The organism is Chitinophaga sp. sic0106, assembly GCF_019219075.1.
Classification (GTDB): Bacteria; Bacteroidota; Bacteroidia; order Chitinophagales; family Chitinophagaceae; genus Chitinophaga.
In genome coordinates, this window is sequence record NZ_JAHUWJ010000007.1 from 104,882 (window position 1) to 122,948 (window position 18,067).

Below are 18,067 nucleotides of genomic sequence, written 5' to 3' on the forward strand. Positions count from 1 at the left end.
GCAAATTTCGAATGATTACAACAGAACACTATTAACGCATCTATGCATTGAATTAACCTGATTATGCATTTTTCCGGAAATCCAGTGGTGTCCGCCCCGTCTGCTCCCTGAAAAAGCGGGTGAAAGACGCCGGGTCACTGAAATCAAGCTGAAAACTGATCTGGGAGATGGTATCGTCCGTATAGCGCAGCAACGCCTTGGATTCACGGATAAGCATGGTGCTGATGGCCTCTGAGGCGGTATGCCCCGTGGCATCTTTTATGGTCCGGTTCAGGTGGTTAGGGGTCACGCCTAACATAGCAGCATAATCGGCCACCTTGCGTTTTTGCAGGAAATACTGACTCACCAGCTTATGAAATTTTGGAATAAGGTATCCGGTGCGTGTATCCGTATGCGTGAGATGCAACCCCTGAGCGATATAACTGCGCTTAATTTCCAGCAACAAGAGATAGAAATACATGCGCACCGCATTTTCTCTCCCAGCCTTCACCTCCTGTACCTCCTCATTGATCCTGGCAACAAACGCTGCTACCTGTGTGATTTCCTCCGTGGTGAGCTGTATAAACAGCTGCCCATTCACATTGAAAAAAGGGAACTCCTCCTGAAACTGGTCCGGTGGTAAAAAGCTCCCCAGGAAGTCAGCTTCAAACAAGGCATAATAACCAAAAGTCTCCGGCTGAATATTAGATTTGCTAAACACCTGGCCAGGGTAAGTAAAACTAATGGTTCCCGGCTGATGCCGGAATTGCTCCAACCCCAGCTGCACATCCACACCCCCGCTAAGGGTAATACTCATCCGGTAAAAGTCTGATTTCAGCGGCCCCACCGCCGGCACCAGGCCTTCACTGGAATAGATTTCAAAGCCTTTTATCTTTTTTTCTGGGGAGATGTTATTGTAACCAAAGGAAGAACTATCATCCGGCTCCCGGTGGAGATGACGAAAGTTTGCCAGGGTATAATGCGGTAATCCTTTATGCGTATAAATTTGCTTTGCCATGGTCAGTAAAGATAACCAGGAAAATCATCTTAACACACCTTCTCCCACCGGCAACACAATCTTCCACTCCTCATGCGGTATATGCAAAAAATCCGTACTAAAAACAGCCTTTAACATATCCAGTTCCGGCACCGCCTCCTGGCACGCCGGCACTACCTGCTTGTCCAGCATAAAATAGAAATCATCCGCAAACTGGTATGCCAACGTAGGGTTATGCATGATGGCAATCACCGTGCGTCCCTCTCCCACAAAGGCTTTTAACTTATTCATCAGGAATTGCTGATAGTATACATCCAGGTGATTGGTAGGCTCATCCAGGATGATGATCTCCGGGTCCTGCATGAGTAAGCGGCCTATCATCACCATCTGCTGCTCACCGCCCGACAACTGCGGAAAGAGCTTATTTCGCAGCCTTTCCAGCCCCAATTCCGCCAGCACCTCTCCTACGAGTACTTTATCCTTCCGATGAGGGGAAAAGCCGGAAAAGGCCGCTCTGCCCGTCAGCAATATATCTTCCACCGTAAAAGGAAAAACCGTCTGGTAAAACTGCGGTAAAAAACCAATCTGTTTTGCTTTATGCTGATGGCTCAACTCGCCAATATGTTTACCTTTTACCAGCACGGTACCCCTGTAGCCGGATAGTAAGCCGGTCATGGCTTTAAACAAGGTAGACTTACCGCTGCCATTGGTTCCGAGCAACACAGAAAACCGGCGCTCCCCAAATCCTACATTCACATCCCGGAGAATGGCTTGCTTCCCGTAAGAAACATTCAGCTGCTTTACTTCAATTGCCAATTCCATTAATTCCAGTTTAATTTGTTTTTACGCATCAGGTAAATAAAGAACGGTCCTCCCAGCAGCATGGTGAAGATGCCTACCGGAATTTCAAACGCAAAGAGCGAACGGGAGAAATTATCGATCACCAGCAGAAACGTGCCGCCAAGGAATATACTGGCAGGAATCGCTTTTCTGTTGTCCGCACCCAGCATCATCCGTACTATATGCGGCAGGAATAGGCCGTAAAAACTGATGATCCCCACCGCCGCCACGGTAATGGCAGTGAGCAAGGTAGCGCAGCCAATTAATATCCATTTATCCAGCGCAGGGTTCACCCCGGTGGCTTTGGCAGCATCATCCCCCAGGGAGAGTATATTGAGTCGCCAGCGGTAGATATATACGATCAGCAACCCCAGTATCACGGGAAGGTATACACGCTGCAGCTCCTGCCAGGAGGCCGCATGCAAATTTCCCATCGTCCATTGCACAATCGCCTGCAACTTGTAGGGGTTGCTGAGGTACTGCACAATCGCCAGTCCTGCTGCAAACATACCGGATATAACCATACCGGATAATACAATCGTAACGATGCCGGAACCTGAACGCGCAATCAGGTAGGCCAATGCCACGGCCAGTATGGCGCCGGCGAAAGCGCCCAGGCTCACCGGAATCAACACAAACGTCATGGCCAGCGCAGCCCCGAACGCCGCACCGGATGATATACCCAGCACATAGGAGTCCACCAGCGGATTACGGAAAATGCCCTGCAGCACCGATCCGGAAACCGACAAGGCAGCACCCACTAAAAATGTCATCAATACTCGGGGCAGCCGCACGTTGTAGATGATATTTTTTATCATCGCCCAGCTATCCGCCTCCGATGGTGACAGCCCTGCCGCAGTCACGCTCTTGTACGCCAGTTCCAGTGCCGTACCTGCATCCGCCTGACCGGTAGAACCGATGAAAAGCGAAAGCAGGATAACCGGCACTGGCAGCGCGTAACATATTAAATAGATAATCCCTTGTTTCAATGTAACGGCTTATATCCTTTCAATTCAAACAGTGCTGATGTGCCCTGCGACTGGCGCAAGGCCTGATCTTCCAAACGATCAGCACTTACCTGCACAAACCCCACTTCCCTCAATACTTCCAGGTCCCGGGCAGGCCGCTGATGTTTTGAAATGTCCAGCTGGCTCTTAATCCTGTTTGCCTGTTCCATAATATCGGCCGGATAATTCTCATGTCCTTCCTGGCTGAACTGGCAGGCGCCAAAATCACCATCAAAATTCAGGAGCAGGCCGCCGGGTTTTAATACCTTGAAGCATTCACTGTAAAAAGTGTTGATATCCGGGATGGTCCAGGTCATCAGCCTGGTAAATACGAGGTCGAACTGCTGCTCCGGGAAAATAAGTTCCTGCGCATCCATCACGCGGTAGTCCACCTGCAAATTAAGTGCAGCCGTCACCGTTCTAGCTTCTGCGATCATGTTCGCAGAGATATCGGCTGCTGTTACTTCGTAGCCCGCCATCGCCAGGATATTAGCGAAGTAACCAGAGGCAGTGCCCAGTTCCAGGACCTTGTTGCCGGTCAGCTGCGGTAGCATCTCCCTAAAATACCCTCCCCATTCGGCTGTAACCGGCTGGGTCCAGGCCGTTTGTTTTTCTGCGCTCCAAATAGCGCTTTGCTTATCCCAATAAGCTGATATTTCCTGCATCATAATAAAGTGATTAATTGGTTACCGATTGTTGTTCCGTAATAGGTGATGATCATTTTTTTTACTGCTTCCAGGGAAGCAGCGTCGGACCTACCTGTAGCCCATCCATTGATGCGTACTGCTGCTGTCAATGATTTGAGCGTATGGGGGTTATAAAAAAACATGGGCATCAGGTGATGAATCGCTTTATTTTTAATCGCTGTGATACCGGCTAATTCTTTTTTTGCATAAAACAATTCCGCCGGATCATTCCACATCACGATCATGTCCGGATTCCAGCCGATCAGCGTTTCTGCGTTGATGTTAGGCTGATCTACCGGTGCCGTACATACGTTTATGACCCCTGCGATCTCCAGGCAATCATTCATCATGCTGTTACGCCCTGTGGTAGCAAATATGCGACCATTAGCCCAGGTGAAATAAGTCTTCTTTTTTGCTGTAATAGCCGCAGCGGCCGATTGCATAGTATCAAACTGTGACTGCGTATATGCCACCAGCTCACTGGCCCTATCCACAGCGCCAGTAAGTTTTCCCAGGTCTTCCAGCTCCTGTAGCACCTGCTCGTACTTTTCGGAAGATGCCAGGTACACCGCTATGCCCATGGCCTGCAATCCTTCTATGGTACCGGCATTCATGTGCTGTGCTATCACCAGGTCGGGTTTAAGGGCAATGATACTTTCCAGGTTAGCCGTTTCATTGGTTCCCGGCGTCGCCAGGCGCTTATTTTTTATTCTTTCGTCGATGAGGCTATAAGGCGTAAACAGTTCCTTATCCGTATAGGTTTCTGCCGGGATACCCACCAGTTTATGCTGCATCTGTAACATGTACATCGCATCTACCATGGGATCAAAAAGGCACACGATTTTTTCCGCAGGCTTAGCCAGGCTGACTTTATTACCCTGTACATCCGTTAACGTGATGGCCGCTGCTGCCGGTGTATGGTGACTGTTGGTACATGCCGACAGATACCCTAGCATCGCCAATAAAATCAATAACTGCTTCATGTAATCATTTTAAATATTAACGGTAAGGGCACAACGAAAATTCCTTGGCGCCGTTTGTACCCAGTAATACATATCATTCCGTTTCCAGGCGGTGCTGTATAAATGATCATCCAGGATATTGTTGACGATCAGGTTAATGCTGTACTTCTTTTTTGTATAAGAGATACCTGCATCCAGGCGGAAGAAGTCCTTCAGCGCTTCCGGATTAGTGGTAGTGAAGCGTTCCGCACGGCCAGCCATATACTGATACCCGGTAGAAATGGCTATACCAGGCAGTTTACGGATAGGTAAGGAATAATTCAGCCAGGTGTTCTGGATATGTTTTATTCGGTTAGGAGTGGCCATGCCAACCATCTCCGGGTTCTTTTCATCTTTAGTGATCTTCGATTCAGTGAAGGCATAATTCATGACGATGTTCAGCCCCTTTGTGACCCGTCCACGGACGTCCACCTCTACCCCTTCTGACCTGTTTTCTCCTGTCTGATAAATAGCATTGGAAACCGGGTCCCGCAGGATGGTACGTTTACGGTAGATCTGGTACATAGAAAGGGTGGTATTCCAGGTGCCATCGTGCCAGTCCTTTTTAATACCGGCTTCGTAACTTTTGCCGGTCAGCGGTTTCAGGGGCGATCCATCATAGGCCACACCGGCCTGCGGCAGGTACGAGTGATCATATAATGCATATACGCTCATGGCCGGCAGCAACATATAGTTAACGCCTACACGGGGAGTTACCACGAGGTCGCTGGCAGCTGTTTTAGTACCGTATTGGTTAAAGTCGGCGTTGGACTGCGTCATACGCAACCCGGCGTTCAGCTTCAGTTTATCCGTTACCGATACTTCATCCATCACATAGGCGGAGATATAATATAAATGTCCTTTAGTCCGGTTTTTTTCTCCGGAGATGTCATTTTCAGATTCGAAAGAGCCACCGATCCCGTTGTTATTGATTACCTGGCTGTATTGCGGATTGGAAATACTCAGCGGATAAATGGTGCTGGCCGTTTCCCAAGTATCAGTGGTGTTGTTGCGTTTATCATTAAAATCAATGCCGCCCATCACCGCATGTTTAATACGGCCGGTATTGAATCTCCCCTGTATATAAGCCTGCGCAGAAAAAGTATTATAGCCCACGCCATCATATACATAATATCTGTTTAGGATATCAGGGTTGTGATTATTTTTTCCGTATACCCAGAAGATACTTCCATTATATTCATTATTGATATTACTGATACGGGCTGTGAGGTTCCAGTTATCATTAAATTTATGTTCAGTGGTAAAGAATATATTATGATCCTTTGCCCTGTAAGGTTTGGTATTGGGATCTGATATGGAGAAATCCCGTGGCAATGTACCATATCCATATGGGGAGATCTGGGCTTCACTCAGCAACATATAATTCATACCCTGGTAAATGTATTCGAGGGTAAAGGAAGTTTTTTTACTCGCTACATATTTCACAGCAGGAGCAATCAACAGCCGGGTACCATTATCAAATTTCATAAATCCGTTGGTACTCATGCCCATCATATTAAACCGGTACTGCCACTTCCCTTTCTCATCCAGCAGGCCTCCCAAATCAGCTTCCGCGCGGAAAAGATCGAAACTGCCGTACATCATTTTGAAAGTATTTTTTTTGATGCCCGTCGGTTTTTTAGTAACGATGTTATAAGAGCCGGCAGGATCGCTGAGGGCCGTCATAAACCCTGCAGGACCTTTTACAAATTCAATGGTTTCAATCATGGCGGCATCATCACCGAGCGGCCCTTTGATTAAAGGCCGAAGGTCTACACCATTACGTTGTGCATTAATATATCCGCCACGGGAGTAGATATCAGGCGATACGGCATTATGCAGTTCTTCGCGCATAGTACCGCTCACATTACGGGTTACGCTTTCAATTAAATTATATACTACCTGATCTTTTAATACTTCCGCACTAATGATTTGTATATTCTGCGGCGTTTCTATTAAGGGTGATTGCAGGCGTAAATCGGAAGATATTTTACTTAGGTTATATTTTTTGTAATATTTACTGGTAACAGTCAGTTCATTCAGGCTCAGTACTTTTAATGTATCTGTAGTTTCCTTTTCCTGCGCAGCAGCGGTTAAGCAAAAAATGCTAAACACCGCTATGGGCATAGTTTTCCGTAGCATAATAAAATAGTAAAGTGAATCAGTAAAATTGGCAATTGTAGAAGTCCGCGAGTCAACGGAGTGTAGCCATGTGCGCTAGTAGAAGTAGCAAGAATTTTATTTTCGTGACACGAAGGTCGTTTATTTTATGAAAACAAAAAGCACATAGCAGAAAAATATTCCTCATTAATTGTTAAAGAATTACAAACAAATCAGAAATAATTTAGCAAGCTCTTGTTGTTTAATAACTTTTTACTACTTTCGCTGCGATTCATACGCAGTCATACTTCTATGCGGTTACCAAAACAGACATATCAGTTTATACGCCGACTTTCTGCCATCCTCTCCATGCTGTTATTCACATGGGTGACTGTTAGTATGCCCGATATTTTAATCAAACAGGCAGAACAAAAAAAATCATATACTATTAATGCCGATCATTCGGATAGTGATGCTTATTCCGACCTGAACGAAGAGCGCAATGGCCTCAACGAAGAACGGGTGGAAGAAGACACCCCATTTTCCGAATACCTGGTTGACAGGAAAGATCCTGTGACTATCATTCTTACAGCTGTTCAGCATATTATGGGAGAAGATACCTTTTATCTGGAACATCATTCCCTTGAACTCATTACCCCGCCTCCGGAACGCCTTCTTTTCTTAGCCTGATTTTATTTTCATTGCATTTGCGAATAACGTGTAGAAGACGTTATTGCGTCCAGCTATTTTTATTTTTTCATTTATTTCATTACCAATAACGCACAGGAAGCGTTGTATCGTGCAGTCTGTACAAGACTGTTGCCTGCTGCATTCCTATTCATATCCATAACGGGTAACGGGTAAAAACGTTGCCAGTTCAGCCTTGCCGGGCTGTCCCTGTCCTACCTGTGTCCAGCTACATAGGCATTGACACCAAAGAATATTCAATCATAACAAAATACAATTACTATGCATCTAACCACCCGGGAAATTGAGAAGCTGTTATTACACCAGGCAGGAGAGCTTGCTGCCAAACGGCTAAAGCGCGGGGTGAAATTAAACTACCCGGAATGTATTGCCTACATATCCAGTGAAATCATGGAACAGGCCAGGGATGGCAAAAAATCGGTGGCGGAGCTGATGGAATGGGGCACTAAACTTTTATCCAGAAGTCAGGTCATGGAAGGCGTTCCGGAAATGATACACGACATCCAGATAGAAGCGCTGTTTCCGGATGGGAACAAGCTGGTCACCGTTCATGACCCGATCCGATAACGATTTGCTAAACCTGTTAAACGAAACTATTATGGTACCCGGAGAACTTATCCTGAGAAAAGAAGATATCATCTGTAATCCTAAAAAGAATACAGTTAGAATAGAAGTAAAAAATACGGGTGACCGCCCTATCCAGGTCGGCTCACATTTTCACTTTTTTGAAGTAAACAAAGCACTGGATTTCGACAGAAACAAGTCTTTCGGTATGCGGCTCAACATCCCCGCCAGTACAGCCGTGCGCTTTGAGCCAGGTGAAAAAAAGATGGTGATACTCGTTGAATTTGGCGGCAAGAAAAACATCCATGGGTTCAACAACCTCACCGATGGCAATGCTGCCAGCAACACCGTTAAAACGGAAGCGATAGCCAAAGCGAAGAAGAACAATTTCAAAGGCGCCAAATAAGGGGCATCGTTGAAACATTTCACTATTCATTAAATCAAAAAATATGTCCGATAATAAAGAGAAGAAAGGCTGGAACAGGCGGGAATGGATCAAGATCGTAGGGGTGACCACGGCCGGCCTCACGGTGATGGGCCTCAACAAAGCCTTCGCACAAAACAGCAATGAAGTAAGATTCGAAAACGGCAACCTATACATCAAACGCGAAAAATACGCGTCACTCTTCGGCCCTACCACCGGCGATAAAATGCGACTGGCCGATACCGAGCTGTTTATTGAGATAGAAAAAGATTTCCAGGTATATGGAGAAGAAAACAAATTCGGCGGTGGTAAAACCGTGCGTGATGGCATGGGGCAATCTACCTCCACGATGGACAAAGATGCACTGGACCTCTGTATCCTCGGCGCTATCATCATCGATCACTGGGGTATCGTAAAAGCGGACATCGGGGTAAAAGATGGTAAGATCAAAGCCATCGGTAAAGCTGGTAACCCTGATACCCAGGACGGTGTTACGCCGGGTATGATCATCGGCCCTGGCACGGAAGTGCATGGGGGCTGGGGCTATATCGTTACCCCTGGTGGTATCGATACACATATCCACTTCATCTGTCCGGAAATCATTGACACTGCGCTGTACAGTGGTCTTACCACCCTCATTGGCGGCGGCGCCGGCCCTAACGACGGTACCCTGGCCACCACTGTTACCTCTGGTAAATTTTTCATGGAAAAGATGCTGCAGGCCTCCGAAGAGCTGCCTATCAACGTCGGTTTCTTTGGCAAGGGTAACGTATCCAACGAAGAAGCACAGGCCGAAATGATCAGAGCCGGCGCGCTGGGCATGAAAGTGCATGAAGACTGGGGGGCCACTCCTTCTACCATCGATATGGCACTGCGCGTAGCCGATAAATATGATACACAGGTAGCCATTCACACAGACACCTTAAACGAAGCAGGCTACCTCGAAGATACCATCAAAGCTATCAATGGAAGAGTGATTCATACCTTCCACACAGAAGGTGCTGGTGGCGGACACGCTCCGGATATCATCCAGATCGCGATGTTCCCTAACATCCTGCCTTCCTCTACCAATCCTACCAAACCCTATACCTATAATACCGTTGCGGAGCACGTTGACATGCTGATGGTTTGTCATCACCTCAGCCCTGAAATCAAGGAAGACGTGGCCTTTGCCGACTCCCGTATCCGTCCTTCCACCATTGCAGCGGAAGACGTATTACATGATCTCGGCGTCATCAGCATGATGAGCTCCGACTCCCAGGCCATGGGCCGCGTAGGCGAAGTAATCACCCGCACCTGGCAAACGGCGCATAAAATGAAAATACAGCGCGGGGCTTTACCGGAAGATAACCGCCAGGGGCACGACAACTTCCGCGTAAAAAGATACATGGCCAAATACACCATCAACCCCGCGAAAGCGCATGGTATTGACGAATATGTAGGCTCTATCGAACCAGGAAAAATTGCGGATATGGTGATCTGGCGTCCGGAGTTCTTTGGTATTAAACCAGAGATGATCTACAAATCAGGTATGATCGTAGCATCCAAAATGGGCGACCCTAACGCGTCTATCCCTACGCCACAGCCGGTACTGTACCGCAAAATGTATGGTGCCTACGGTGGCGCAACAGCACAAACCAGCTACAATTTCGTCTCTAAAATATCCATAGAATCCGGCAACATAGCCAAACTGGGGCTGAAAAAGAAATCACTGCCCGTGAAAGGCTGCCGCACCGTGGGCAAGAAAGACATGATCCACAACGATGCCATGCCTAAACTGGAAGTAGATCCGGAAACATATGTAGTAAAAGTAGACGGCAAAGTAGCCACCTGTGAGCCTTTGAAAGTGCTCCCGCTGGCACAGCGTTACCTGTTGTTCTAATAAAATATAGCGATGATCATTATTGAGGAAGTACTGAAAAATCCGGTAACCGGAAACAGATCGAGAGAAGTGTTTGAAATTGAATGGTATGAAACAACCAAAACAATTATCAGGCGCCCTACCCGCTCGGGAATGGAAATAGTGATCAGAAAACACAACCGCGTTCCGCTGGCCGATGGCGATATCCTCTGGATGGACGACGAGAAGTACATAGAGCTGGTGATTAAGCCCTGCGAGTGTATCGTGTTTACGCCAAAAACGCTGAAAGAAATGGGGATTATTTGTTTTGAGATCGGCAACAAACATATCCCCATTTACATCGATGAGGCAGACAGTATCAGTGTGGCGTATGAATCGCCCCTGTATATGCAGCTTCAGCGAGCCGGTTATGAGCCCCGCATAGAAGAACGCAAATTATTGCAGACTCATATGCTGCGGGCTCATGGCCACGGCAATCATCCTACAAATGATTAATGTATGCAGAAACTATTAACACTGTTGCAGGTAAACGACTCTATGTTCCCCATCGGAAGCTTTACGCATTCCTATGGGCTGGAGTCCTATGTAAATGCAGGAATTGTACATGATAATGCTTCTGCTGCCGAATATGCGCGGACAATGCTCGAACACAGCATCTATTACAACGATGCAGCCTTCCTCTTTAAAACGCTGGCACTGCCAGGCGGAAAAAAAGGATGGGATCAGCTAACGGAGCTGGATACACTGGTAACAGCTTTAAAAGCACCTTATGAAATCAGGGATGCCAGTAAAAAGCTGGCCATCCGCTTTCTGAAACTGGCTAATGAACTGAAGCTGTATCCTGTGTGCAGGAAGTATGCGGAGGCAATTCAAACCGGGGAAATGCACGGCCACTACGCTATTGCATTTGGTTTATATGTAAAGGCAGCAGGCATTACCACTGAAGATGCATTAAGTGCTTTTTATTATAACTCCCTCAACGGCATCATCACTAACTGCGCTAAAACAGTACCCATCAGCCAGACTGCCGGTCAAAAAATACTGTTTGCGCTGCAGCCGGTAATTACGAAGCTGGTAAATAAACAAAAGGACATGGACGAGCAGCAGCTGGGACTGTGTTGTATAGGGCAAGAGATTAAATGTATGCAGCACGAAAAACTGTATACCCGCATTTACATCTCCTGATCATCAAACTTTAAATTCTTGTGAAAATGAAATATGTAAAAATAGGGGTAGCCGGCCCCGTAGGTTCCGGGAAAACAGCGCTGATAGAAGCACTCACACGCGTAATGAGCGATGACTACAGCATTTGCGTAGTTACCAATGATATATATACGAAAGAAGATGCCCAGTTTATGATCAAAAATTCCAAACTGCCGGCAGAAAGAATCCGTGGTGTAGAAACAGGCGGGTGCCCGCATACGGCCATCCGCGAGGATGCCTCCATGAACCTGGAAGCGGTGGAAGAGCTGGTAAAACTGCACCCCGATACGCAGATTGTATTTATTGAAAGTGGCGGCGATAATCTGGCGGCAACGTTCAGCCCGGACCTGGCAGATGTAACCATCTTCGTAATCGATGTGGCGGAGGGTGAAAAAATTCCCCGTAAAGGAGGCCCTGGCATTACCCGTTCCGATTTATTGCTGATCAACAAAATTGACCTGGCGCCTTATGTGGGTGCAAGCCTGGAGGTAATGGAAAGAGACGCTAAAAAAATGCGTGGCGAAAAACCATTCCTCAAAACCAACATCCGTGATAAGCAGGGACTCGGTGACGTGATAGCCTGGATTAAGAAATACGCATTACTCGAAGCATAATATATAGCCAATGATAAATAGGGATAATTCACTGACAAGCAGGGTTGACATTAGCTGCAAGCGGGAGGGGGCAAAAACCCTGCTGGTGAACAGTTATTTTGACATTCCCTATAAAGTGGTGCACTATGGCTCCAAGCTTTTGCACAACCACCTGGAGGTAATGCTGATGTGCTACTCCCCCGGTGTAATGGATGGTGACGCACTGCAGGTAACCGTACACTCCCCTGCCCACACGGAAATGAAGCTGTTTACGCAGTCGTTCAACAAAGTGCATCCTATGAAAAAAGGCGCGAGTCAGGCAATGCAGGTAAAGGTGGATGAACACGCGCTGTTGCAATACCTGCCGATGCCTACTATCCCCTTCAAAAACGCCATTTTTCATACGGAGAACCTGATTGATGTGGCGCCAAATGGCCACCTGATATGGGGCGATATCATCGGTGGCGGGCGTATCCACTCCGGGGAGCGTTTTGAATTTTCCAGGCTGCACAGTCAAACAAAAGTATATGTTGGAGGCAAGCTGATATTTTATGACAACCAGCTCATGGAGCCCCGTAAACAGCCACTGGAGCAAATGCTGTTTATGGAAGGGCATACCCACCAGGGCACACTGCTGATTGTATCCGAGTATGCCACAGCGTTCAAGGAAGAACTGGATGAAGTGCTGACAGAGCAGTTTGTGGACATGAGCTATGGGTTTACCCAATGCGGCAAAAATGCGCTGCTGATAAGAGCCTTGGGCGACAGCGGGGAATCGATGCATGAGTGGCTGTCTAACATTGGGGATATGTGCTGGAGCTTTATTAAATACCATACAGCGCAAGTTGCACCAGCACCCGTGGTAGCGCCTGAAAAGGCGGTGAAAAAGAAAGCCATGCCGGTGCCCAAAAAGCCTAGCACCAAAAAAGCAGTGGCGATAAAATAAAAATTAAGCTATGCATGAAGTGCCGATAGTCAGGGATATTTTCAATACGCTGCAGGAGAGCCATCCGGATAAATTTGACCGCATCCTTAAGGTGCAGGTGGAAGCTGGCCTTTTATGCAATGTACAACCTATCCTGATCCAGAATGCCTTTGAAGCGCTGATACGGGATGAGCCACATCTGGCGCATATCGACCTGGAAGTAGTGCTGCTACCAATTATAGCGCATTGCGAAACCTGCCATCAGCAGTTTGAAGTGATCCGTCATAAGTTCGTGTGCGCATGTGGTACACCTTCCAGAAAAATTGTGCAGGGGGAAGAACTGCGCATCAGCAAAGTTGAATTTCTCACTTAAAAAAGTAATTACCATGATTGATACAAAACCTAAAAGCAACAGAATGCCTGCCGGTTCCGTGCAGTGTGACAATACTACTTTAAACCTCTTAAAGGCAAATGATTTTGTTGCCAAAGCGATTAAAGATAAAGTGCCGGATGTATTGATCATCAATATATGCTCTTCACCGGGTAGCGGCAAAACCACGCTGTTACAGGAAACCGGAAGACGCCTGCGGGATAAACTCAGTATAGCCGTACTCGTGGGTGATCCGGAAACAGAAAGAGATGCAGTGCGCCTGCGTGATGTGGGCATTAACGCGTTGCAGATTGTGACTGGCGGCATGTGCCATATAGAAGCGCAAATGATTTACCAGGCGTTGGATCATATAGACCTGACGCATGTGGACCTGCTGATTATCGAGAACGTGGGCAATCTCGTATGCCGTCTTCTGCTTGAAAAAAAAAAAGATTACCGTGTAACGCTGCTGGCATCTACCGAAGGGGATGACAAACCTAAAAAATATCCCCGCATGTTCCTGACCAGTGAGCTGATGCTGGTATCCAAGGCGGACCTGCTGCCTTACGTGCCGTTTTCCGTAGAGGCAGCCATCAAAGATGCCCGGGAGGTAAACCCTGATCTTTCTGCCATGCAGGTGAGCACTTTGAGCGGGGAAGGTATTGATGAGTGGTGCAGCTGGCTGGAAGAAAAAGTAAAAGAGAAAAAAGCCCGGAAACAGTAGGCTTTTTTGCTACAAAACAGAATCGAACATATGAAATTGAAAGTCTTTCTGACCATAAACCTTATTGGTGCCTCCGGCTACCTGTTTGCCCAAACAGCACCTGCCGCTGACACTACTTCGGTATTAATAACTAATAAGCCGGCGCTGCTGCAAAATGTACATATGAATGTGCTGTTGCGCAGCTCGCTGGAAATACCGGATGGGGATAAGCAATCGTCCTTGCGACTCAATGAAGCCCGTCTTGAGTTTATGGGTACGATTGTCCCCGATCTGGATTTCAGAATACGCTACCGCCTTAACAGATCGCAGGCGCAGCGGGACCTGGACAATGCCCCGGGTTCGCTGGACCATGCCTCTGTCAACTATAAATTCGGCCACCAGAAAAAATGGTCTGTCAACGTAGGTAAACAAGCTGCTTACGTAGGAAACTGGGAGTTTGAAACCAACCCCACGTATGAATATCAGTACTCTGAGTTTGTGAACTACCAAACTAACTTGTTTTTGATGGGTATGCGGCTGGGATACCAGGTAAATAAAAATCATGGTTTCTTCCTGCAGCTGCATAATACGTATAATAACAGTTTCAAAACTACGTATACCAATGCGGGTTATGCCGCCGATGGACTCAAGGGTGCTAAAAACCCCATGGGCGTGTATGCGAGCTGGTTAGGTAAGTTGTTTGACCAAAAGTTGCATACTTTCTGGAGCTATGACATTGCGCAGTATGCTTCCGGCAAAACCAATCATGCCGTGGCGCTGGGTAATAAAATTGTGCTGAAAAAATTGAAAGGCTACCTGGATTTACAATGGGCTTCCATGCCGGTGGATTATGTGAATATTGCCTCCCCTTCCATCAATAAGTACCAGCAGGGGCTTAATCCGGCCTATACGCCGGGCTTTGCGCGTGACATCAATTATAAAGGGGCGGTGCTGCGACTGGACTATGAGTTTGTACCGGGATGGTTTATTACCACCAAAGGCATTTATGAAACTTCCAGTCAAACAAAGGATGGCAGTCCGCTGGGGAAAAACTTCCGGGAGAACATTGGTGTGCTGGCAGGGTTTGAATACAAGCCTATTGCCAGTCAGAACATGAAACTGTTTGGCTACTATTATAACAACCAGGTAAAGTACAGGAATGTAATGGCCGACGCCAATGAGCGTCAGCGTTCCAGCCTGTTTGCTGTGGGTATGTTATACCTGGTAAATGCATTCTAAGTTATTAGTTTATGAAAGTTGTAAGATTTGGTGTTTCCGTAGAAAAAAATGTACTGGAGTTGTTGGATAATTATATGGAGGACAACCAGTTTCCCAACCGGTCGCAGGCCATCCGCCACCTGATCCAGCGGATTGAGGTGGAAAAGCAATGGCAGGCAGATGAGGTGGTGGGTGGTTCTATCACTTTGCTGTTCGACCATCATAAGCGGGATTTGCTGGATAAGATCACGGACATTCAGCATGACTATCATCATCTGATTCTCTGTTCCCAGCACATCCACCTGGACCACGACAACTGCATGGAAATTATAGCTGTGAAGGGCAAGGCTTCGCTGTTAAAGCAGCTGGCCAATGCGCTCACGGCCGTAAAGGGTATTATACATGGTGAATTATCGATGACGAAGATTAGTTAAGGTTCGATAGGGAGGAGTAGATGAAGCATGGGTGTCCCAAGGGTTACGGGGGCACCCTTTTTTTGTTTTTTAGGGAGATGGAAGTGCTGCGTTGTAAACTGGTTCAATAGAAATCCAACAGCTGAAGGGAGTGACACAACGGCGGCTGAAGAGGATTACAGGGGTTGGTAACAAAATCATCCTGACAATGCGTTAGATTTGCAGTTTGTCGTTAACCATGAGTAAAAAGCACCTGTTTCTTATATTATTAATTATTGGCACTGCCTTTTGGGGAATTGCCTATTCCGTAACGAAACTAGCCATCAGGGAGGCCACTCCTTCCACTTTTCTTTTTTACCGGTTTGTGGGCGCCACCCTGGTACTGGCGCTGCTTTTCAGGAGGCGGATTAGTATGGCAGCGGTGGGCACCGGCATTCGTTTAGGCTTGCCGTTAGTGGCAGGCACTGTACTGGTTACCATTGGGATTAAGCACACATCCGCCTCTCAGGCAGCTTTTGTACTGGGCATTGTGGTGGTACTGGTGCCGCTGTTTAAACTGCTGCTATTTCGGGCAGCTATGCCTTTTAAGGCGTGGGCATCGGCATTTATGGCGCTGGTAGGTTTGTTTATCATTTGTATTCAGGGAGAATTCAGGGTATCAACGGGGGATTTGTATAGTATCGGCAGCGCGGTCAGCTTTAGTTTGTACCTGCTGTCGGTGGAACGCGCCTCCGCCACCACAGACGTCATTGCCTCCATTGTACCCATGTTTGCTACCTGTGCAGTCGTAACCGGCTGCATGGCCATCTTCGACCACCAGGCTACCTGGATACCGGTGAGTCCGGGCTTTTGGGCCTGCGTGGCCTATTGCGCCCTGTTTTCCACCGCCTATATGTATACGGTTTCCAACATTGCACAAAAGTATATCAGTGCCGAAAAGGTGGCGGTGATCTATTTGCTCGAGCCCGTGTTTGGCGCCCTGGCAGCGTATGTTATGCTGGATGAGGAGTTGTCGTGGCGGCTGCTGCTGGGTGGCGGATTGATAGTGGTGGCTACGGTGGTATCGGAGATGGATATCAGGAAAAGGGCGGTTGTTTATTTGCAGAAGCGGGATAAGTAGGTGTTTGGTGGGATACTGCTGTGATAATGCAAAGGAGGAACATGATTAATACGGTGGTGATAAGTTGAAAACAGAATTTTTATACATTTATGCCCCCCACACAATCTGTTTCTATGGAAGCGCATATTTTGGCTGATAAAATCAGAAAAGGGCTTGTAGCACAAGGTATTGATGTATCACAGGGCGAATTCCGGATAAAACCGGCCTGGAAATATGCCTATTACAACGCAGCAATAAAAGTACAAACTGGAGCGGTAGAAATTTATCCAGCCAGGTATGCATCGTACCTAACAGTCGCATTAGTAACTGTCATGGCTATTATAGCACTGGTTTTAAAAGCATACACTCCTGCATTGGTTGGGATTTCAATTGTGGGGATAATACTGCTGTTAACAAAGCTTATACCTCGTAAAAAAATAATTTTTGACAAAACGGGTATCATGATACCTGGCTATCAGTTTAGATGGAACGACTATGACGGAGCCTATATTGCAGTAGTCGTCTTCGGGAAACATAGAGATGCCATGCTGGTATTAACGAAGGATAACGAACCGCTAGTTTACATCAATATTTCCCACTATATGGATATATGCGCGGTGGCTACGCCGGTTCGGGATTTCCAGCCTCCAATATATAAGGAGCAATGCTAAAACAGCACGATGAAAGAGAGCAAACTATACCAAACAATTAAGAAAGACTTCAAAGCAGCCGGATTTACATTTAACGAATACAATTTCGACCTGAAACCGGCATGGAGATTTGCGTATTACAACCCGGCAAGAAAGCCTAAAAAAGGGGAGGTATTATTCCGTACTGATAATCCTACTATGTACCTTATAATTGGATTTTCCGCTGTATTTTTTGTAATCTCACTACTATATGGAGAATTTAAAGTTGCTTACGAGGTTGCGGTTATTACAGCAATAATTGCGCTTGTAGCGCAATTGATAATGAAGCAATACGACCTTGACAGGTCGAAATCGTTAATAATTAGCCGGGAAGGCATTAGCACAGATGATAAACACTACAGATGGGAAGATTATGAGTTGGCCTACATTGCAGCAATATATATCTCCAATAGGCAAAAGCATGCACAGCTGATATTCATACAAAACGATGAACCGGTAGTATATATTGACATTTCACACTGGGATATCTCCAGGATAGCCACCGTTATAAGGGATTATCAGCCACCAAGGTTTAAGCAGGGGTTATTATAACATATTAAACCCAGCATTTAACGATTCACCGCTGCCATGCGCATTTAACATCTCCCTAAAAAATTATACGCAGGACATTATAATTCAGCCGGACCCGAAGTCCGGCCGCTATCTATGGTTTTTTGCTTATGAGAA

20 protein-coding genes and 1 pseudogene are annotated in these 18,067 nt (G+C 46.8%); 15 read left to right on the forward strand and 6 right to left on the reverse strand.

What is annotated here, in order from left to right; translation table 11 throughout:
- Positions 1 to 61 precede the first annotated feature (61 nt).
- The 6 genes from KW844_RS12450 to KW844_RS12475 are packed head-to-tail and all read right to left on the reverse strand — an operon-like array spanning position 62 to position 6,652.
- A complete protein-coding gene (locus tag KW844_RS12450) occupies positions 62 to 997 on the reverse strand; it encodes a helix-turn-helix domain-containing protein (RefSeq protein ID WP_218377065.1) in 936 nt (311 codons plus the stop codon).
- Positions 998 to 1,021: 24 nt separating this feature from the next.
- A complete protein-coding gene (locus KW844_RS12455) occupies positions 1,022 to 1,798 on the reverse strand; it encodes an ABC transporter ATP-binding protein (RefSeq protein WP_218377066.1) in 777 nt (258 codons plus the stop codon).
- Positions 1,798 to 2,805 (reverse strand): iron ABC transporter permease, encoded by a 1,008-nt coding sequence (locus KW844_RS12460; protein WP_218377067.1) that lies wholly within the window; start codon positions 2,803 to 2,805, stop codon positions 1,798 to 1,800. Before KW844_RS12460 ends, KW844_RS12455 begins: the two co-directional genes overlap by 1 nt.
- A complete protein-coding gene (locus KW844_RS12465) occupies positions 2,802 to 3,491 on the reverse strand; it encodes a class I SAM-dependent methyltransferase (RefSeq protein ID WP_218377068.1) in 690 nt (229 codons plus the stop codon). The genes KW844_RS12460 and KW844_RS12465 overlap by 4 nt, the downstream gene beginning before the upstream one ends.
- Positions 3,488 to 4,492 carry an ABC transporter substrate-binding protein gene (locus KW844_RS12470; protein WP_218377069.1) on the reverse strand — a complete coding sequence of 335 codons (1,005 nt, stop codon included), beginning with the start codon at positions 4,490 to 4,492 and terminating at the stop codon, positions 3,488 to 3,490. Before KW844_RS12470 ends, KW844_RS12465 begins: the two co-directional genes overlap by 4 nt.
- A gap of 9 nt (positions 4,493 to 4,501) precedes the next feature.
- Positions 4,502 to 6,652, reverse strand: a complete 2,151-nt coding sequence (locus KW844_RS12475; protein WP_218377070.1) for a TonB-dependent siderophore receptor — start codon at positions 6,650 to 6,652, stop codon at positions 4,502 to 4,504.
- A gap of 270 nt (positions 6,653 to 6,922) precedes the next feature.
- Here KW844_RS12475 and KW844_RS12480 point away from each other — a divergent pair, with 270 nt between their 5' ends.
- The 15 genes and pseudogenes from KW844_RS12480 (at position 6,923) to KW844_RS12550 (ending at position 17,932) form a co-directional block, all read left to right on the forward strand.
- Complete coding sequence (locus tag KW844_RS12480; protein WP_218377071.1) at positions 6,923 to 7,300, forward strand: hypothetical protein; 378 nt, start codon at positions 6,923 to 6,925, stop codon at positions 7,298 to 7,300.
- A 279-nt stretch (positions 7,301 to 7,579) separates the two neighbouring features.
- The gene (ureA, locus tag KW844_RS12485; protein ID WP_073084946.1) at positions 7,580 to 7,885 is read left to right on the forward strand and encodes an urease subunit gamma; all 306 of its coding nucleotides are present in this window, start codon (positions 7,580 to 7,582) and stop codon (positions 7,883 to 7,885) included.
- Between the two features lie 31 nt (positions 7,886 to 7,916).
- Positions 7,917 to 8,213, forward strand: a pseudogene (ureB, locus tag KW844_RS12490) (urease subunit beta); the annotation flags it as partial.
- A 118-nt stretch (positions 8,214 to 8,331) separates the two neighbouring features.
- Positions 8,332 to 10,188, forward strand: a complete 1,857-nt coding sequence (gene ureC, locus KW844_RS12495) for an urease subunit alpha (protein WP_304502630.1) — start codon at positions 8,332 to 8,334, stop codon at positions 10,186 to 10,188.
- A gap of 12 nt (positions 10,189 to 10,200) precedes the next feature.
- Entirely contained in the window at positions 10,201 to 10,662 is a 462-nt protein-coding gene (locus KW844_RS12500; protein ID WP_218377072.1) for an urease accessory protein UreE, read from the forward strand.
- 3 nt (positions 10,663 to 10,665) lie between these two features.
- Positions 10,666 to 11,352 (forward strand): urease accessory protein UreF, encoded by a 687-nt coding sequence (locus KW844_RS12505; protein WP_218377073.1) that lies wholly within the window; start codon positions 10,666 to 10,668, stop codon positions 11,350 to 11,352.
- Positions 11,353 to 11,378: 26 nt separating this feature from the next.
- Positions 11,379 to 11,984 (forward strand): urease accessory protein UreG, encoded by a 606-nt coding sequence (ureG, locus tag KW844_RS12510; protein WP_255578397.1) that lies wholly within the window; start codon positions 11,379 to 11,381, stop codon positions 11,982 to 11,984.
- Between the two features lie 10 nt (positions 11,985 to 11,994).
- Positions 11,995 to 12,909: an urease accessory protein UreD gene (locus tag KW844_RS12515; protein WP_218377075.1), complete on the forward strand. Its 915-nt coding sequence runs from the start codon at positions 11,995 to 11,997 to the stop codon at positions 12,907 to 12,909.
- A gap of 10 nt (positions 12,910 to 12,919) precedes the next feature.
- Positions 12,920 to 13,261: a hydrogenase maturation nickel metallochaperone HypA gene (locus KW844_RS12520; RefSeq protein ID WP_218377076.1), complete on the forward strand. Its 342-nt coding sequence runs from the start codon at positions 12,920 to 12,922 to the stop codon at positions 13,259 to 13,261.
- Between the two features lie 13 nt (positions 13,262 to 13,274).
- Positions 13,275 to 13,982: a hydrogenase nickel incorporation protein HypB gene (gene hypB, locus KW844_RS12525; protein WP_218377077.1), complete on the forward strand. Its 708-nt coding sequence runs from the start codon at positions 13,275 to 13,277 to the stop codon at positions 13,980 to 13,982.
- Between the two features lie 30 nt (positions 13,983 to 14,012).
- Positions 14,013 to 15,200, forward strand: coding sequence for a porin (locus tag KW844_RS12530; protein ID WP_218377078.1), 1,188 nt, complete (start codon positions 14,013 to 14,015; stop codon positions 15,198 to 15,200).
- 11 nt (positions 15,201 to 15,211) lie between these two features.
- On the forward strand, positions 15,212 to 15,613 hold the full coding sequence (gene nikR / locus KW844_RS12535; protein ID WP_218377079.1) for a nickel-responsive transcriptional regulator NikR: 402 nt from the start codon (positions 15,212 to 15,214) through the stop codon (positions 15,611 to 15,613).
- Between the two features lie 217 nt (positions 15,614 to 15,830).
- Positions 15,831 to 16,712 (forward strand): DMT family transporter, encoded by an 882-nt coding sequence (locus KW844_RS12540; RefSeq protein ID WP_218377080.1) that lies wholly within the window; start codon positions 15,831 to 15,833, stop codon positions 16,710 to 16,712.
- Positions 16,713 to 16,825: 113 nt separating this feature from the next.
- Positions 16,826 to 17,362, forward strand: coding sequence for a hypothetical protein (locus KW844_RS12545; RefSeq protein WP_218377081.1), 537 nt, complete (start codon positions 16,826 to 16,828; stop codon positions 17,360 to 17,362).
- Between the two features lie 9 nt (positions 17,363 to 17,371).
- A complete protein-coding gene (locus KW844_RS12550; RefSeq protein ID WP_218377082.1) occupies positions 17,372 to 17,932 on the forward strand; it encodes a hypothetical protein in 561 nt (186 codons plus the stop codon).
- The last annotated feature ends 135 nt before the right edge of the window (positions 17,933 to 18,067 follow it).

Coding starts and splice junctions, on each gene's coding strand:
- KW844_RS12450 (WP_218377065.1), bottom strand. CDS start 997: ATGGCAAAGCAAATTTATACGCATAAAGGATTACCGCATTATACCCTG.
- KW844_RS12455 (WP_218377066.1), bottom strand. CDS start 1,798: ATGGAATTGGCAATTGAAGTAAAGCAGCTGAATGTTTCTTACGGGAAG.
- KW844_RS12465 (WP_218377068.1), bottom strand. CDS start 3,491: ATGATGCAGGAAATATCAGCTTATTGGGATAAGCAAAGCGCTATTTGG.
- KW844_RS12470 (WP_218377069.1), bottom strand. CDS start 4,492: ATGAAGCAGTTATTGATTTTATTGGCGATGCTAGGGTATCTGTCGGCA.
- KW844_RS12475 (WP_218377070.1), bottom strand. CDS start 6,652: ATGCTACGGAAAACTATGCCCATAGCGGTGTTTAGCATTTTTTGCTTA.
- KW844_RS12480 (WP_218377071.1), top strand. CDS start 6,923: ATGCGGTTACCAAAACAGACATATCAGTTTATACGCCGACTTTCTGCC.
- ureA (WP_073084946.1), top strand. CDS start 7,580: ATGCATCTAACCACCCGGGAAATTGAGAAGCTGTTATTACACCAGGCA.
- ureC (WP_304502630.1), top strand. CDS start 8,332: ATGTCCGATAATAAAGAGAAGAAAGGCTGGAACAGGCGGGAATGGATC.
- KW844_RS12500 (WP_218377072.1), top strand. CDS start 10,201: ATGATCATTATTGAGGAAGTACTGAAAAATCCGGTAACCGGAAACAGA.
- KW844_RS12505 (WP_218377073.1), top strand. CDS start 10,666: ATGCAGAAACTATTAACACTGTTGCAGGTAAACGACTCTATGTTCCCC.
- ureG (WP_255578397.1), top strand. CDS start 11,379: ATGAAATATGTAAAAATAGGGGTAGCCGGCCCCGTAGGTTCCGGGAAA.
- KW844_RS12515 (WP_218377075.1), top strand. CDS start 11,995: ATGATAAATAGGGATAATTCACTGACAAGCAGGGTTGACATTAGCTGC.
- KW844_RS12520 (WP_218377076.1), top strand. CDS start 12,920: ATGCATGAAGTGCCGATAGTCAGGGATATTTTCAATACGCTGCAGGAG.
- hypB (WP_218377077.1), top strand. CDS start 13,275: ATGATTGATACAAAACCTAAAAGCAACAGAATGCCTGCCGGTTCCGTG.
- KW844_RS12530 (WP_218377078.1), top strand. CDS start 14,013: ATGAAATTGAAAGTCTTTCTGACCATAAACCTTATTGGTGCCTCCGGC.
- nikR (WP_218377079.1), top strand. CDS start 15,212: ATGAAAGTTGTAAGATTTGGTGTTTCCGTAGAAAAAAATGTACTGGAG.
- KW844_RS12540 (WP_218377080.1), top strand. CDS start 15,831: ATGAGTAAAAAGCACCTGTTTCTTATATTATTAATTATTGGCACTGCC.
- KW844_RS12545 (WP_218377081.1), top strand. CDS start 16,826: ATGGAAGCGCATATTTTGGCTGATAAAATCAGAAAAGGGCTTGTAGCA.
- KW844_RS12550 (WP_218377082.1), top strand. CDS start 17,372: ATGAAAGAGAGCAAACTATACCAAACAATTAAGAAAGACTTCAAAGCA.